The 15,633-nt window shown below is 39.9% G+C and carries 27 protein-coding genes; all 27 read right to left on the bottom strand.

From position 1 onward, the window contains the following. Positions 1-73 precede the first annotated feature (73 nt). The 27 genes from rpsI to rplP all read right to left on the bottom strand — a co-directional run bounded on the left by rpsI (position 74) and on the right by rplP (position 15,632). Entirely contained in the window at positions 74-466 is a 393-nt protein-coding gene (gene rpsI, locus TY13_RS17450; protein WP_042478678.1) for a 30S ribosomal protein S9, read from the bottom strand. Between the two features lie 28 nt (positions 467-494). Further along, positions 495-932, bottom strand: coding sequence for a 50S ribosomal protein L13 (gene rplM / locus TY13_RS17445; protein ID WP_042478677.1), 438 nt, complete (start codon positions 930-932; stop codon positions 495-497). 738 nt (positions 933-1,670) lie between these two features. Continuing rightward, positions 1,671-2,429, bottom strand: a complete 759-nt coding sequence (gene truA, locus TY13_RS17440) for a tRNA pseudouridine(38-40) synthase TruA (RefSeq protein WP_042478675.1) — start codon at positions 2,427-2,429, stop codon at positions 1,671-1,673. Positions 2,430-2,441: 12 nt separating this feature from the next. Then, a complete protein-coding gene (locus TY13_RS17435) occupies positions 2,442-3,239 on the bottom strand; it encodes an energy-coupling factor transporter transmembrane component T family protein (RefSeq protein ID WP_042478673.1) in 798 nt (265 codons plus the stop codon). Next, entirely contained in the window at positions 3,236-4,108 is an 873-nt protein-coding gene (locus tag TY13_RS17430; RefSeq protein WP_042478671.1) for an energy-coupling factor ABC transporter ATP-binding protein, read from the bottom strand. The genes TY13_RS17435 and TY13_RS17430 overlap by 4 nt, the downstream gene beginning before the upstream one ends. After that, a complete protein-coding gene (locus TY13_RS17425; protein ID WP_042478669.1) occupies positions 4,084-4,929 on the bottom strand; it encodes an energy-coupling factor ABC transporter ATP-binding protein in 846 nt (281 codons plus the stop codon). The genes TY13_RS17430 and TY13_RS17425 overlap by 25 nt, the downstream gene beginning before the upstream one ends. A 519-nt stretch (positions 4,930-5,448) precedes the next feature. After that, positions 5,449-5,829: a 50S ribosomal protein L17 gene (rplQ, locus tag TY13_RS17420; RefSeq protein ID WP_042478668.1), complete on the bottom strand. Its 381-nt coding sequence runs from the start codon at positions 5,827-5,829 to the stop codon at positions 5,449-5,451. A 54-nt stretch (positions 5,830-5,883) separates the two neighbouring features. Further along, positions 5,884-6,828, bottom strand: coding sequence for a DNA-directed RNA polymerase subunit alpha (locus TY13_RS17415; RefSeq protein ID WP_042478667.1), 945 nt, complete (start codon positions 6,826-6,828; stop codon positions 5,884-5,886). A 145-nt stretch (positions 6,829-6,973) separates the two neighbouring features. Continuing rightward, positions 6,974-7,363: a 30S ribosomal protein S11 gene (gene rpsK, locus TY13_RS17410; protein ID WP_042478665.1), complete on the bottom strand. Its 390-nt coding sequence runs from the start codon at positions 7,361-7,363 to the stop codon at positions 6,974-6,976. A gap of 26 nt (positions 7,364-7,389) precedes the next feature. Next, positions 7,390-7,755 carry a 30S ribosomal protein S13 gene (gene rpsM, locus TY13_RS17405; RefSeq protein WP_042478662.1) on the bottom strand — a complete coding sequence of 122 codons (366 nt, stop codon included), beginning with the start codon at positions 7,753-7,755 and terminating at the stop codon, positions 7,390-7,392. Positions 7,756-7,778: 23 nt separating this feature from the next. Then, positions 7,779-7,892: a 50S ribosomal protein L36 gene (gene rpmJ, locus TY13_RS17400; RefSeq protein WP_000868344.1), complete on the bottom strand. Its 114-nt coding sequence runs from the start codon at positions 7,890-7,892 to the stop codon at positions 7,779-7,781. A gap of 37 nt (positions 7,893-7,929) precedes the next feature. Then, positions 7,930-8,148 (bottom strand): translation initiation factor IF-1, encoded by a 219-nt coding sequence (gene infA, locus TY13_RS17395; RefSeq protein ID WP_042478660.1) that lies wholly within the window; start codon positions 8,146-8,148, stop codon positions 7,930-7,932. 423 nt (positions 8,149-8,571) lie between these two features. Continuing rightward, positions 8,572-9,225: an adenylate kinase gene (locus tag TY13_RS17390; protein ID WP_042478659.1), complete on the bottom strand. Its 654-nt coding sequence runs from the start codon at positions 9,223-9,225 to the stop codon at positions 8,572-8,574. A gap of 70 nt (positions 9,226-9,295) precedes the next feature. Then, positions 9,296-10,600, bottom strand: a complete 1,305-nt coding sequence (gene secY, locus TY13_RS17385; RefSeq protein ID WP_042478658.1) for a preprotein translocase subunit SecY — start codon at positions 10,598-10,600, stop codon at positions 9,296-9,298. After that, entirely contained in the window at positions 10,600-11,040 is a 441-nt protein-coding gene (rplO, locus tag TY13_RS17380) for a 50S ribosomal protein L15 (RefSeq protein ID WP_042478656.1), read from the bottom strand. The genes secY and rplO overlap by 1 nt, the downstream gene beginning before the upstream one ends. A 34-nt stretch (positions 11,041-11,074) precedes the next feature. Further along, positions 11,075-11,257 (bottom strand): 50S ribosomal protein L30, encoded by a 183-nt coding sequence (gene rpmD / locus TY13_RS17375; RefSeq protein ID WP_195891717.1) that lies wholly within the window; start codon positions 11,255-11,257, stop codon positions 11,075-11,077. Between the two features lie 10 nt (positions 11,258-11,267). Continuing rightward, a complete protein-coding gene (gene rpsE, locus TY13_RS17370; protein ID WP_042478653.1) occupies positions 11,268-11,771 on the bottom strand; it encodes a 30S ribosomal protein S5 in 504 nt (167 codons plus the stop codon). A 21-nt stretch (positions 11,772-11,792) separates the two neighbouring features. Then, positions 11,793-12,152 carry a 50S ribosomal protein L18 gene (rplR, locus tag TY13_RS17365; RefSeq protein WP_042478652.1) on the bottom strand — a complete coding sequence of 120 codons (360 nt, stop codon included), beginning with the start codon at positions 12,150-12,152 and terminating at the stop codon, positions 11,793-11,795. 34 nt (positions 12,153-12,186) lie between these two features. Further along, positions 12,187-12,726 (bottom strand): 50S ribosomal protein L6, encoded by a 540-nt coding sequence (gene rplF / locus TY13_RS17360; RefSeq protein WP_042478651.1) that lies wholly within the window; start codon positions 12,724-12,726, stop codon positions 12,187-12,189. A 31-nt stretch (positions 12,727-12,757) separates the two neighbouring features. Beyond that, positions 12,758-13,156: a 30S ribosomal protein S8 gene (rpsH, locus tag TY13_RS17355; RefSeq protein ID WP_042478650.1), complete on the bottom strand. Its 399-nt coding sequence runs from the start codon at positions 13,154-13,156 to the stop codon at positions 12,758-12,760. Between the two features lie 31 nt (positions 13,157-13,187). Beyond that, a complete protein-coding gene (locus TY13_RS17350) occupies positions 13,188-13,373 on the bottom strand; it encodes a type Z 30S ribosomal protein S14 (RefSeq protein ID WP_004233656.1) in 186 nt (61 codons plus the stop codon). A 21-nt stretch (positions 13,374-13,394) separates the two neighbouring features. Next, entirely contained in the window at positions 13,395-13,934 is a 540-nt protein-coding gene (gene rplE, locus TY13_RS17345; RefSeq protein ID WP_042478649.1) for a 50S ribosomal protein L5, read from the bottom strand. Positions 13,935-13,962: 28 nt separating this feature from the next. Next, positions 13,963-14,271 carry a 50S ribosomal protein L24 gene (gene rplX, locus TY13_RS17340; protein WP_042478647.1) on the bottom strand — a complete coding sequence of 103 codons (309 nt, stop codon included), beginning with the start codon at positions 14,269-14,271 and terminating at the stop codon, positions 13,963-13,965. Between the two features lie 38 nt (positions 14,272-14,309). Then, positions 14,310-14,678 carry a 50S ribosomal protein L14 gene (gene rplN, locus TY13_RS17335; RefSeq protein ID WP_042478646.1) on the bottom strand — a complete coding sequence of 123 codons (369 nt, stop codon included), beginning with the start codon at positions 14,676-14,678 and terminating at the stop codon, positions 14,310-14,312. A 44-nt stretch (positions 14,679-14,722) separates the two neighbouring features. Next, on the bottom strand, positions 14,723-14,986 hold the full coding sequence (gene rpsQ, locus TY13_RS17330) for a 30S ribosomal protein S17 (RefSeq protein ID WP_042478644.1): 264 nt from the start codon (positions 14,984-14,986) through the stop codon (positions 14,723-14,725). 24 nt (positions 14,987-15,010) lie between these two features. Then, on the bottom strand, positions 15,011-15,208 hold the full coding sequence (gene rpmC, locus TY13_RS17325) for a 50S ribosomal protein L29 (protein WP_042478642.1): 198 nt from the start codon (positions 15,206-15,208) through the stop codon (positions 15,011-15,013). After that, entirely contained in the window at positions 15,198-15,632 is a 435-nt protein-coding gene (gene rplP / locus TY13_RS17320) for a 50S ribosomal protein L16 (protein WP_042478640.1), read from the bottom strand. Before rplP ends, rpmC begins: the two co-directional genes overlap by 11 nt. Between the last annotated feature and the right edge of the window lies 1 nt (position 15,633).

Below are 15,633 nucleotides of genomic sequence, written 5' to 3'. Positions count from 1 at the left end.
TGTTATGAAATTCAAGCTGATTTGCACCAACTTGAACCCCAAAACCTTTGTAAACGCTGATATAACAACGATATTAACGTTTTGAGAACTGTGGTGAACGACGAGCGCCGCGTAAACCTGGTTTTTTACGCTCTTTCATACGTGCATCACGAGTTAATAAACCTGCAGATTTAAGTGCTGGACGGAAATCTGGGTCAACTTGTAATAAAGCACGTGCGATACCGTGACGGATTGCACCAGCTTGACCAGTGAAACCACCACCGTTTACGTTTACGTGAACATCGTAGCTACCTTTTGTTTCAGTTGCTTCAAGTGGTTGGTTGATGATTAAAAGTAAAGTTTCATATGGTAGGTAATCCGCAACATCACGGTTGTTGATTACGATTTTGCCTTCGCCTGGTACTAAACGTACGCGAGCTACTGAGCTTTTACGGCGACCTGTGCCGATGTATTGAACTTGTGCCAAGGTTATATCCTCCTATTAATGTAGTCTATTATCCACGAAGCTCATAAGCTTCTGGTTTTTGTGCTGCGTGTGGGTGTTCTGCGCCAGCATAAACATTAAGTTTGCTGAACATTTGGCGACCTAAAGAGTTTTTAGGAAGCATCCCTTTAACCGCTAACTCGATCATTTGAGTTGGGTATTTTTCTTTCATTTCGCCAGCTGTACGTTGTTTTAAACCACCAGCGAATTGAGTGTGACGGTAGTAAATTTTACCTTCTAATTTATTACCTGTTAATTCGATTTTGTCAGCGTTGATGATGATTACGTGATCACCTGTGTCAACGTGTGGTGTGAAAGTTGGTTTATGTTTACCACGTAAAATGGCAGCTACTTCAGAAGCTAAACGTCCAAGAGTTTGGCCTTCTGCGTCAACTACTAACCATTTACGCTCTACTTCGTGACCTTTAGCCATGAATGTTGTACGCATGTATATATCCTCCTAATTAATTCGATTACCGTTATTTTTCATTATTATACACTATAAGTTTCGGGGCTTATTTGTGGTGGTAATGAAAATACCATACATCATCATATAACGTATTGCATTATAAGTCAAGAATTTTTATTGAACACCTGGAGAGGTTGTTAAAGCCTGAAATCGCTAAATAAGCTGCACTTTTTCATCCTATATTCTTATATAAATCTTAATATTTCTTATAAAGCTCTACAAATAATATTCTCCTTTAAGGCCTCAGTATCATGGCTTTGTGTGACATTTTTGAAAATCAAGTGCACCGTTATTTCATTTGTTTGGAACTATTAATACGTTTTTTATTACATTATCAATAGCTATTCCATACAATAGCCAGAGAAAAAAGTGTAGTAGAAAACCAGGTAATAACAATTTAAACTCCTCATAGTTGTATAAGCTGCTACCTAATTTATTAATAAGATAAATAAGTATAGGATCCATAACGAGTACAATGTCTTTAATCGGATTTACAAATAGCTCGTATATAATGAATTAATAGTTAGCGATGGTAGCCAAAAAGCAAAGCGCTTAAATAGTGACAATTCAAAGCCCCCTTTATTACAAACTCGTTAAAGTTTATAACAATATAATAAAGTGGAGAAAGCAACATTACTTCCCTCAAATAATTTGATTTTAGGTAATCCTTCTTCACTTCTAGCACGCTCATTATATTTCTAAACAGATGGGATTATCTCATTCCATTTCATTTTCCAATGGATAAAAAACCTCTTCCAAATAAAGTCCATGTGCAGGGGCTGTTTTACCTGCCTTGCTACGATCCTGCGCTTCGATTGCTTCAGCTACCACCTGAACAGCACGGCGACCTATGCCAACTTCCCAGAGCGTGCCTGCGATAATACGCACCATATTATATAAAAAGCCGTTACCTGCGATGGTCATATGTAGCTCATTGCCGACCCATTCCAAATCTAATGAATGGACTGTGCGCACTTTATCAACAACACTTGTATTCGCTGCACAAAAGCAAGTAAAATCATGTGTGCCAATAATTGACTGTGCAGCTTCGCGCATTAGTTCTATATCCGGCTTAATTCCCCTCGTTTCAACCGTATAAAAACGACGAAACGGGCTTTGGATTTTACTACAATCCCAAATATAGCGATAACGCTTGCCTGTCACGCTATAGCGCGCATGAAAATCCTCTGCCACCTGCTCCACAGCTAAAACGCGAATATCGTTAGGCAATTGGACATTTAATGCCTTTTGATAGCTCTCGGTCGGAATAGCAAGCGGTGTATCAAAATGAATTACTTGTCCACTCGCATGAACGCGCGCATCTGTACGTCCACTTGCTGTCACATGCACGCGTTCTCCTTTATGCATTGTCATTAGAACTTTTTCTAGCTCTAGTTGCACTGTACGTTCACCCGGCTGTACTTGATAGCCAGCAAATTGCGTACCATCATAGCTAATTGTTGCTTTTAATCTCATCGGGTATCACCTCTAGTTTCGATAAAATACAAGTAAGGCTGTCAGTACGACAAGCGAAATTAAACAAATTGTATCGCGGTAATCCCATTTTAGTTGACGATAGCGCGTTCTTCCCTCGCCGCCTCGATAGCCACGTACTTCCATCGCAGTTGCTAAATCCTCAGCACGTTTAAAGGCGCTGACGAAAAGTGGGACTAGCAACGGAACAACTGCTTTTAAGCGATCCTTTAAAGGTCCCGCACTTAAATCTGAACCACGTGCCATTTGTGCCTTCATAATTTTATCTGTTTCATCCATTAATGTCGGGATAAAGCGTAGCGATATCGACATCATTAATGCTAGCTCATGCACAGGAGCTTTTAATTTTTTTAATGGATTCAGTAACACTTCGAGACCGTCCGTAATTGAAATGGGAGATGTCGTTAATGTTAAAATTGATGTCATAAAAACAAGCACTAAAAAACGTGTTGAAATAAAAATACCCTGCTTTAAGCCTTGCTCATAGATTTTCAGAAAACCGAAATCTAAAATGACCGCCCCTTCACGCGTAAACAGCGTATGTAGTAGGAACGTAAAAATCATTAAAAATACAATTGGCTTCAAACCATTAATTAAAAAGTATAAGCGAATACGAGATATAAATATAATCAACAATGTAAATGCGAGCAGTAGCCCATAAGTTACTGCATTGTTCGCGAAAAAGACGATAAAGATAAAGGCGAATACGAAAATTAGCTTCGCACGTGGATCAAGCTTATGTACGAAAGAATCACCTGGAATGTAGCGCCCAAAAATCATTTTTTCCATCATTCTTGGTCACGCTCCTTTTTCACAACTTGTGCCAGTTCAATCGCTAGCTCCTCTTCTGTTAAACACACTTTCGGTAATGCCTCACCTATAAGTTTTTCCACACGTTGTTGGAAGCGGACAATGCGAGGTGGATCTAGACGATATTTTGCTAGCGTTTCTACATCTGCGAAAATTTCCCTTGGTTCTCCTATTAATACACAGCGTCCCTCATGCATGATTGCAATATGGTCAGCATAGCGGGCCGCATCCTCCATACTGTGCGTTACAAGAATCGTCGTTAATCCTTGCTGCTTGTGTAAATTATAAAACATGTCCATAATTTCCTTTTGACCACGTGGGTCTAAACCCGCTGTTGGCTCATCTAGCACGATAACTTCTGGCTGCATTGCTAGTACCCCCGCTATCGCTACGCGTCGCATTTGCCCTCCTGATAAGTCAAAAGGCGATTTTTCTAACACTTCCTCTGGTAAGCCGACGAGTGTAATGAGTTCACGTGCTCGACGCTCAGCCTCTTCCTCAGAAACGCCAAAATTCATTGGGCCAAACTTAATATCCTTTAATACGGTTTCTTCAAATAGCTGATGCTCTGGAAACTGAAAGACGATACCTACTTTTTGGCGTACAGGCTTTAATTCCTTTGCCTTTTTTCCCGCTTCAATCACACGGTCACCTATATGCACCTCGCCTGTAGAAGGCTTTAATAGCCCATTAAAATGCTGTAAGATTGTTGATTTCCCTGAGCCTGTATGGCCAATAATCGCTTGATAGGAGCCGTGAGAAATCGTTAAATCCACATCAAATAGCGCATATTTTTCAAATGGTGTATCTTTTCCATAAGCATAGCTTACTTGTTGAAGTTTGATGTCCATAAATCATTCACCAGCTCTTCTTCTGTCATATGTTGTCCTATTAGCTTTACACCTTGCTGTTGTAAAAGCTTTGTCATTTTCATCGCAAAAGGTAAATCTAGACCAAATTCAATTAATTGCTCGCCTAATGCGAAAATTTCACTCGGTGTGCCTTCTGCATATTTTTTGCCATCATTCATAAAAATAATACGATCCGCTAGCATCGCTTCTTCTAAATCATGTGTAATCGAGATAACTGTCAGTCCGATTTTTTCACGTAAAGCTTGAACAGTGCTTAGCACCTCATCACGCCCTTGCGGATCTAACATTGATGTTGCCTCGTCTAATATTAATAGCTGTGGATGTATCGCTAATGCGCCGGCAATGGCAACACGCTGCTTTTGTCCCCCAGATAAATGATGTGGTTCATGGTTTAAAAATTGATCCATCTTTACTTGCTTTAAAGCTTCTTTCACACGTAATACCATTTCTTCATACGGTACACCGTTATTTTCTAATGAAAATGCAACATCATCTTGTACTGTTGCACCAACAAATTGATTATCAGGATTTTGAAATACCATCCCTACTTTTGAGCGTACATCCCAAAGGTTTTCCTCTGTTAATGCGCTACGTAATACGCGTACTTCACCTTCAGCAGGATATAATAAACCGTTCATTAGCTTAGCAATTGTCGATTTTCCTGAACCATTATGACCAACAATGGCAATCCATTCCCCTTGCTGTACAGTAAAAGAAACGTTTTGCACAGCTTTGCGGGCTGTTTCATCCTCCGGTGTATAGGAGAATGTCACGTTGTGAAAAGATAAAATTTCTGTCATTGCTCTGCTCCTCTCTTTCTCCACTCAATTAACCAACTGTGTCTTGGCTAGATTTTTCAAGCGTTCTCGTGCGCTCCTATTCAAAATCTGCGACATTCGCTGTATAAAGATAAAGTTACACTGTTTCCTAACCCTGTGCCACCTTTTCCACATATATAAAAATAAAGCACGTTACAAAGCAAAATTTGCCTAAACGTACTTTATGTTTATGTATGTATTGGTGATATTCACCAATCTTTATAGAATAAAAAAGCGCGCACCTCATTCAGAGAAATGCGCTTATCACTACATTAAGGAGAATACGGCTGCTCATTTCCGTACTCTGAATGAATGAGGTGCGGAGAGCTAGACGAGACGCCAACATAATGCTTATGTCCCGCTCATCGTAACGCTCAGCTTAATTATTTGTCGTATAAATCGTTTTAATTACGCACAAGAGGCGCAATTATTTACAGAAAGGGAGTGCCGACGTTCATAGGTGAACTAGACACCCCCTCTAAAACACTTGTCGTTAATGAATTAAACTAGTTCAATCACAACTACAGGTGCGCCGTCTCCACGACGAGGACCTACTTTAAGAATACGAGTGTAACCACCTTGACGCTCTGCATAGCGTGGTGCAACATCATCGAACAATTTTTGTAATGCGAATGAAGTTGTTTCGTTACCTTCTTCGTCAGTTTTCGTTACTAGCTCACGACGGATGAATGCAGCCGCTTGACGACGAGCATGTAAATCACCGCGTTTACCTAATGTAATCATTTTTTCAACAGCTTTACGAACTTCTTTCGCGCGAGCTTCAGTTGTTTCGATGCGCTCGTTGATGATTAAGTCAGTAGCTAAGTCACGTAACATCGCTTTACGTTGAGAACTTGTACGACCAAGTTTTCTGTAACCCATGGATGTTTCCCTCCTTTAAAAAATATCTGATCTTGCTGTATATTTAAAATTCGCTTAGTCTTCTTTACGTAATCCTAAACCAAGCTCTTCTAACTTCGCTTTAACCTCTTCTAAAGACTTGCGACCAAGGTTACGTACTTTCATCATGTCGTCTTCTGATTTATTCGCTAATTCAAGTACCGTATTGATACCTGCGCGCTTTAAGCAGTTGTAAGAACGAACAGAAAGATCAAGCTCTTCGATAGTCATCTCTAAAACTTTTTCTTTTTGATCTTCTTCTTTTTCGACCATGATTTCAGCCGTTTGCGCTTCATTCGTCATGCCTACGAAAATGTTTAAATGCTCTGTTAAAATTTTCGCTCCAAGCGAAATCGCCTCTTTCGGACCGATGCTTCCATCTGTCCATACATCAAGTGATAACTTATCGTAATCAGAGTTTTGTCCAACACGAGTGTTTTCCACTTGGAAATTGACGCGTGAAACTGGAGTGTAAATAGAGTCGATCGGGATCACGCCGATAGGAAGATCCTCACGTTTGTTTTGATCAGCAGGAGTATAGCCACGACCGCGTTGCGCATACATACGCATACGTAAATGACCGTTTTTAGCGATTGTTGCAATATATAGATCTGGATTTAAAATTTCAACGTCACTGTCATGTGTGATGTCAGCAGCTGTAACTGTTCCATCACCTTTTACATCAATCTCAATGACTTTTTCTTCGTCAGAGTAGATTTTTAAAGCTAACTTTTTCACGTTTAAGATAATTGAAGCAACATCTTCTACAACGCCTTCTACAGTAGAGAATTCGTGTAATACGCCGTCAATTTGAATTGACGTTACAGCAGCTCCTGGTAAAGAAGACAGAAGGATACGACGTAAAGAATTTCCCAAAGTGTTTCCATATCCGCGTTCTAGCGGTTCTACAACAAACTTGCCATATTTGGCATCTTCGCTGATCTCCACTGTTTCAATCTTTGGTTTTTCAATTTCGATCATTCAATTTACCCTCCTTCAAAACATCAATGTATAGGTTCATACCATCATAGTTGTCATTCTTGATTGACTTTAATAATAAGTTGCACAAGACATTTGCACAAAGAAATGATGTACTTAAAGATATATGCTCTTTAAGCTGCACCCACTACACGCGACGACGTTTTGGCGGACGGCAACCGTTATGCGGAACTGGAGTAACGTCTTTAATAGCAGTTACATCTAAACCAGCAGATTGAAGTGCACGAATTGCAGCTTCACGACCTGCACCAGGACCTTTAACAGTTACTTCCAACGTTTTCAGACCATGTTCAAGGGATGCTTTAGCAGCAGTTTCTGCAGCCATTTGAGCAGCAAATGGTGTAGATTTACGTGAACCACGGAAACCAAGAGCACCAGCGCTTGACCATGATACAGCGTTACCTTGCATATCTGTAATCGTTACGATTGTATTGTTGAATGTAGAACGAATGTGTGCGATACCAGATTCGATATTCTTTTTCACACGACGTTTACGAGTTTGTTGTTTACGAGCCATGTTAAGAAGGAACCCCCTTTACTTAATTATTTTTTCTTATTCGCTACAGTTTTACGAGGACCTTTACGCGTACGTGCGTTGTTCTTCGTATTTTGACCACGAACAGGTAAACCACGACGGTGACGGATACCACGGTTACAACCGATTTCCATCAGACGTTTAATGTTAAGTGAAACTTCGCGACGTAAGTCACCTTCCACTTTTAATGTATCTAATTGTTCACGGATTAAGTTTAATTGATCTTCAGTTAAGTCGCGAACGCGGATATTTTCGTCAATACCTGCAGCTGCTAATACTTTTTGTGAAGTTGTTTTACCAATACCGTAAATATAAGTTAATGAAATTACAACGCGTTTGTCGCGAGGAATATCAACACCAGCAATACGTGCCATTTACGTGTGCACCTCCTTATTAATTATCCTTGTTTTTGTTTGTGTTTAGGATTTTCACAGATTACCATTACTTTACCGCGTCGGCGAATTACTTTACACTTTTCGCAGATCGGTTTCACAGATGGTCTCACTTTCATCTAACCTAACCTCCTTAATAGTCCGGAGTGCAAAAGATTATTTAAAACGGTATGTGATACGACCGCGAGTTAAATCATATGGAGATAACTCAATAGTAACCTTATCTCCCGGTAGAATGCGGATAAAGTGCATACGAATCTTTCCAGATACATGTGCAAGCACTACATGCCCATTTTCTAATTCTACCTTAAACATCGCGTTTGGCAAAGTCTCAACAACTGTCCCTTCGACTTCAATTACATCATCTTTCGCCATTAACTCTCGTCTCCCTTCTATATGCAATTTCTGACTACCTAATCCGGTAATCATTATAACTGTTTTCTTCCGTTATTTAGAAGCAACTCGTCTCAACATATGCTTGGATTGTATGAGAGATGTTCGAAAGACGCTCGTCTGGTTTCGCTTCACACAATCCATGGAATGAACAGAACCCGGTTTAGGAAGCTGTATTCCTTATGTTAACACGATAGCCGGAATGTCTTGGATGAGAGATTCATACCCGTTACACAGATGCTTCCACGAAACCCTCTATACAATAAGTGGATCATCACACGTACTGTGCTCCCCTCTCACGTATTAATTGGGTACAATATGCTTTTGCAACTCTCAAAAATTATGTTTCGTTGTTGCCTCCGCATGCCTCCCGCGAAAGCAGATAACTTGCGCCTGGGTCGGGTATCAGCTGCGGCCGCTCTGTAATAGAGCATCAAGATCAGCAAATACTTTATTAATATCCTGCTGTCCGTTAATATTTGTTAAAACACCTTTAGCTTGGTAAAAATCAAGTAAAGGTTGCGCTTGATTCATATTTACTTCCAAACGATTTGTTACCGTTTCAGGATTATCATCTGCACGAGTATAAAGCTCGCCACCATCTTTATCACATTTTCCTTCTACCGCTGGAGGGTTGAAAATCAAGTGATAAGAAGCGCCACAGCTTTTACAAATGCGACGTCCACTTAAACGTGCTACTAATTCATCTTTATCAACTTGGATATTAATCGTATGTTCGATTGCACGGCCTAGGCTTTCAAGAATGCCATCTAACGCCTCTGCTTGAGGAACTGTACGAGGGAATCCATCTAATAAGAATCCTTTTTCACAGTCAGCTTGTGATAATCGCTCACGCACGATACCGATTGTTACTTCGTCAGGTACTAATGCACCTTGATCCATAAACGATTTAGCTTGTAGGCCAAGTTCAGTACCGTCCTTAATAGCTGCACGGAACATATCGCCTGTAGAAATATGAGGGATTGCGTACTTCTCAACAATTTTATCTGCCTGTGTACCTTTACCAGCACCTGGCAAGCCCATTAAAACGATATTCATACGAAGGTTCCCCCTAAAAGCTACTGTGTCTAGCTGGTTAAGGAAACGAAATCGTTCCCTAAAACCAACATTATTTCATAAAGCCTTTATAATGACGTTTCACTAATTGTGATTCTAATTGCTTCATTGTTTCAAGTGCTACACCAACTACGATAATCATACTTGTTCCACCAATTTGAGCAGAAGCAGGTAAATTCATAAATGTAGTGAATAAAATAGGCATAACAGAGATAACACATAGGAAGATAGCACCGACGAAAGTTAAACGATAAAGGACTTTTGTTAAATAAGCCTGTGTATCATTACCTGGACGGATGCCCGGAATGTATGCACCTTGCTTCTTTAAATTGTCTGCCACATTTTCTGGGTTCACTTGAACGAACGCGTAGAAGTATGTGAAGGCAATAATTAAAGCAATATAAACAGATAGTCCGATTAAACCAGTTGTCTGCTTATAATCAAACATATTTTTAATAAACGTTGTTACACTATTTTCACCGAAGAACGTCGACAAAGTTTGCGGTGTCACAATAAACGCCATCGCAAAGATTACCGGAATAACCCCTGCAGCATTTACTTTTAACGGTAAGTGCGTTTGTTGACCACCAGTTTGAGACGCACGGCCTGTTACTCGTTTCGCATATTGAATTGGAATTTTACGTAACGCTTGGTTAACATAAATTACACCAACAATAACTGCAAGAATAACTAATAATAACAATGCAAGAATAACAATTCGAATGAATAGTTGATCGCCTGCACCTTGAATTTGTTGTGCATAAATTTGGTTAATTGAATTTGGAATCGCAGCTACGATACCAGCAAAGATTAGAATGGAAATACCATTACCAACACCATTTGCTGTAATTTGCTCAGACAACCATAACAGGAAGGCAGTACCTGCTGTCAGTACAATCGCGATAGTTAAATACGAACCAATACTAGTATCAGTAATCAATGATCCGCCATAAAGCTTGTTAAAGCCAAATGACATTGCAAATGATTGGATAAGCGCTAGAACGATTGTAAAATATCGTGTAAATTGTGCTAACTTACGGCGACCAACCTCACCTTGTTTAGCCCATTCTGCAAATTTAGGTACAACGTCCATTTGCAATAACTGCACAATAATTGAAGCAGTAATGTATGGCATAATCCCCATCGCAAAGATAGAGAAGTTTGCCAAGGCACCACCACCGAAAGTATTTAAGAAGCCGATAATATTAAACTCATCAGCAGCTTGCAATACTTTTGCGTCAACGTTTGGTACAGGAATAAATGTCCCGATACGGAAAACGATTAACAATAATAAAGTAAAGATGATTTTATTTCGTATATCTCGAACGCGCATAAAGTTAGAGATCGTTTGAAACATTAGATCACCTCAGTTGTTCCGCCAGCATTCTCAATAGCTTCTTTTGCAGAAGCTGAGAATTTATGAGCTTTTACTGTAAGCTTTTTAGTTAAAGTTCCATTACCTAAAACTTTAATACCAGCTTTTTCATTACTCACAATACCAGTTTCTACTAATAATGCAGCAGTTACTTCTGCACCATCTTCAAAACGGTTTAATGCATCAAGGTTAACGATAGCGTATTCTTTACGGTTAATATTTGTAAAGCCTCGTTTAGGTAAACGACGGAATAGTGGGTTTTGACCACCCTCAAATCCTGGGCGAACGCCGCCGCCAGAACGAGCGTTTTGACCTTTGTGACCTTTACCTGCAGTTTTACCGTTACCAGAACCGATACCACGACCAACTCGGTTACGTACTTTACGTGATCCTTCTGCTGGTTTCAACTCATGAAGTTTCATTATGAGTGGCACCTCCTTGTTCAATGATATGAAATTAAATTTCTTTTACAGTAACTAAGTGAGCTACTTTTGTAAGCATACCGCGAACAGCAACATTATCAGCATGTTCAACAGTTTGATTTGTTTTGCGTAATCCAAGAGCCTCGATTGTTTTACGTTGTGCTGGTTTAGTACCAATCACAGATTTAGAAAGGGTAATTTGTAATTTAGCCATTATAATTCCCCCCTTATCCTAATAATTCTTCCACTGATTTACCGCGAAGCTTTGCAACTTCCTCAGCTTGCTTTAATTCAGTTAAACCTGCAATAGTTGCACGCACCATGTTAATTGGTGTGTTTGAACCTAGAGATTTTGAAAGAATATCAGTAATACCAGCTAACTCTAATACAGCACGTACTGGACCACCAGCGATAACCCCTGTACCTGGAGCAGCAGGTTTAATTAACACTTTACCTGCACCGAAGCGACCTTGCACTAAGTGTGGAGTAGTTCCACCTACGCGCGGTACTTCGACTAAGTTTTTCTTCGCGTCTTCAACAGCTTTACGGATCGCGTCTGGCACCTCTTGTGCTTTACCAGTACCGAAACCTACATGGCCGTTCTTGTCTCCAACAACTACTAATGCTGTGAAGCGGAAGCGACGTCCACCTTTAACAACTTTAGCTACACGGTTAATTGTAACTACGCGTTCTTCAAGTTGCTCTAATTTGTTTGCGTCAATGCGACTCATGAAGTATGTCCCTCCTTCTTATTAAAATTCTAAGCCGTTTTCACGTGCAGCTTCTGCTAAAGCTTTTACACGTCCATGATATAAGTAACCACCACGGTCAAATACAACAGCAGTAATATTTTTTTCCGTAGCGCGTTTTGCGATTGTTTCACCGATTTTAGATGCAGCTTCTACGTTAGATCCCATACCTTCGAAAGCTTTTTCTTGTGTATTAGCAGATACTAAAGTTACACCAGCTACGTCATCGATTAGTTGTGCATAAATGTTCTTGTTAGAACGGAATACGTTTAAGCGTGGACGCTCAGCAGTACCCGTAATTTTTGAACGTACACGTGCATGACGTTTTTTACGAACCTGATTTTTATCTTGTTTCGTAATCACAGAGGTCACTCCTTTCTAATGCTTGGTTTTAGCATTATTTACCTGTTTTACCTTCTTTACGACGAACGTATTCGCCTTCATAACGAATTCCTTTGCCTTTATATGGCTCTGGAGGACGAACGTCACGGATGTTAGATGCTAATGCACCAACGCGTTCTTTTGAAATACCTTTTACGATAATTTTCGTGTTTGAAGGAACTTCAACTTCTAAACCTTGTTCAGGTGTAAACTCTACTGGATGAGAGTAACCTACGTTAAGTACAAGTTTATTACCTTGCAATTGAGCACGGTAACCTACCCCAACAAGTTCTAGAGTACGAGAGAAACCTTCAGAAACACCCGTTACCATGTTAGCTAATAACGCACGAGTTGTACCGTGGACTGTACGGTGTTCTTTCGATTCAGATGGACGAACAACAGTGATGATGTTGCCTTCTTGCTCGATTTTCATATCTTGATTAAATTGACGAACTAATTCGCCTTTTGGACCTTTAACAGTTACTGTGTTGTCGTCAGCGACAGTCACAGTTACGTTAGCAGGTACCTCGATAAGTTTTTTACCTACGCGAGACATGTAAGTTGCACCTCCATTCTTTTGTTACTAATTACCAAACGTATGCTAAGATTTCTCCGCCAACTTGTTTAGCGCGAGCTTCTTTATCAGTTAATAAACCTTGTGAAGTTGATACTAAAGCGATACCAAGACCGTTTAATACTTTAGGTACTTCGTTTGTTTTAGCGTATACGCGTAGACCAGGTTTAGAAATACGTTTTAAACCAGTGATTACACGTTCGTTATCTTTACCGTATTTTAAGAAGATACGGATGATTCCTTGCTTGTTGTCTTCAACATACTCAACGTCACGTACGAAACCTTCACGCTTTAAAATTTCAGCGATTTCTTTCTTTAAGTTAGAAGCAGGAACTTCTAATTTCTCGTGACGAACCATGTTCGCATTACGAATACGAGTAAGCATATCTGCAATCGGATCAGTCATTGTCATGAAAATTTACCTCCTTCCCAAAATTAGGGGATTACCAGCTGGCTTTTTTAACGCCAGGAATTTGTCCCTTATATGCAAGTTCACGGAAACAAATACGGCAAAGCTTAAATTTACGATATACAGAGTGTGGACGACCACAGCGTTCACAACGTGTATATTCTTGTACTTTAAACTTTTGCTTACGTTGTTGTTTAACGATCATTGATTTTTTAGCCACGTTTTCGCCCTCCTTATTTGATTACTTTTGGAACGGCATACCGAATTGTGTCAATAACTCGCGAGCTTCTTCATCAGAATTCGCAGTCGTTACGATCACGATGTCCATACCGCGTACTTTCGAAACTTTATCGTAATCGATTTCTGGGAAAATTAATTGTTCTTTAACACCTAAAGTGTAGTTACCGCGACCGTCGAATGCTTTTTTAGAAACACCGCGGAAGTCACGTACACGTGGTAGTGCGATAGAAATTAATTTATCCAAGAATTCATACATACGCTCACCGCGTAATGTAACTTTAGCACCGATAGGCATACCTTCACGTAAACGGAAACCAGCAATCGATTTTTTCGCTTTAGTTACAACTGGTTTTTGACCAGTGATAGTTGCTAATTCTTCAACAGCAGCATCTAGTGCTTTAGAGTTTTGTACAGCGTCACCAACACCCATGTTAATAACGATTTTTTCCACTTTCGGCACTTGCATTACTGATTTATATTCAAACTTGCTCACTAGAGCAGGTGATACTTCATTTACAAATTTTTCTTTTAGGCGGCTCATGTTCGTACCTCCTTTCTCGTTTTACTTATTAGTCGATTACTACACCTGATTTTTTTGCAACACGAACTTTTTTACCGTTTTCGATTTTGTAACCTACACGAGTCGGCTCGCCAGATTTTGGATCGATCAGCATTACGTTCGATACGTGGATTGCAGCTTCTTGAGATACAATACCACCTTGTGGGTTTAACTGGTTAGGTTTGATATGCTTTTTAACGATATTAACGCCTTCAACAAGAACACGGTCTTGTTTTGGGAAAGCAGCTAAGATAACGCCTTCTTTGCCTTTATCTTTACCAGTAATAACTTTTACCTTGTCGCCCTTTTTAACATGCATTGTGTGTCGCACCTCCTTGATTGGTACTGTCATGAAAATTAAAGAACTTCTGGAGCTAGAGAAACGATTTTCATGAAGTTGCTGTCACGCAATTCACGTGCAACAGGTCCGAAAATACGAGTTCCGCGTGGTGACTTATCATCTTTGATAATAACGCAAGCATTTTCATCAAATTTAATGTAAGTACCATCTTTACGACGAACGCCAGATTTTGTGCGAACGATAACAGCCTTAACAACGTCACCCTTCTTGACAACGCCACCTGGTGTTGCTTTCTTAACTGTACATACGACGATATCGCCGATGTTTGCAGTTTTACGTCCAGAACCACCAAGCACTTTAATTGTTAATACTTCACGTGCACCTGAGTTGTCAGCAACTTTCATACGACTTTCTTGTTGGATCACTTAGGTTACCTCCCTTCGGAACTTTATATTTTCCGAAATAGTTATTAGATAATAACCGCTTTTTCTACAACTTCCACTAGACGGAAATGTTTAGTAGCTGATAGCGGGCGAGTTTCCATGATACGTACGATATCACCGATTTTCGCAGTGTTTTGCTCATCATGAGCTTTAAACTTTTTAGAATATTTTACACGTTTACCGTAAAGCTTGTGCTTTTTGTGTGTTTCAACTAAAACAGTAACAGTTTTGTCCATTTTGTCAGAAACAACACGGCCTGTGTAAACTTTGCGTTGATTACGCTCAGTCATGCCAGAAAACCTCCTTTATTCGTATTATTGTGCACTGATTTCTCTTTCACGAATCACAGTTTTCATGCGCGCAATCGCTTTACGAACTTCGCGGATGCGAGCTGTGTTTTCTAATTGACCAGTCGCCAATTGGAAGCGAAGGTTGAAAAGCTCTTCTTTCAGTGATTTCACTTTTAATTCGATTTCAGAAGTGGCAAGGTCACGGATTTCATTAGCTTTCATTAGATTCACCACCAGTTTCTTGACGTTTTACGATCTTACATTTAACAGGAAGCTTATGTGATGCTAAACGAAGTGCTTCACGTGCGATCTCTTCAGATACACCAGCGATTTCGAACATAATTTTTCCTGGTTTTACTACTGCTACCCAACCTTCAGGAGAACCTTTACCAGAACCCATGCGGACTTCTAGAGGCTTTTTCGTGTAAGGTTTATGTGGGAAGATTTTAATCCAAACTTTACCGCCACGTTTCATGTAACGAGTCATTGCGATACGGGCAGATTCGATTTGACGGTTTGTAATCCATGATGCTGTAGTAGCTTGTAAGCCCCACTCACCAAATGTTACTTCTTTACCGCCTTTCGCTTCACCACGCATGTTACCACGGTGTTCACGACGATATTTAACGCGTTTTGGTAATAACATT

The sequence above is a fragment of the Bacillus ndiopicus genome, assembly GCF_000612805.1.
Classification (GTDB): Bacteria; Bacillota; Bacilli; order Bacillales_A; family Planococcaceae; genus Metasolibacillus; species Metasolibacillus ndiopicus.
The sequence above is the reverse complement of the archived record's forward strand: the minus strand, read 5'-3'. Positions and strand labels throughout refer to the sequence as shown.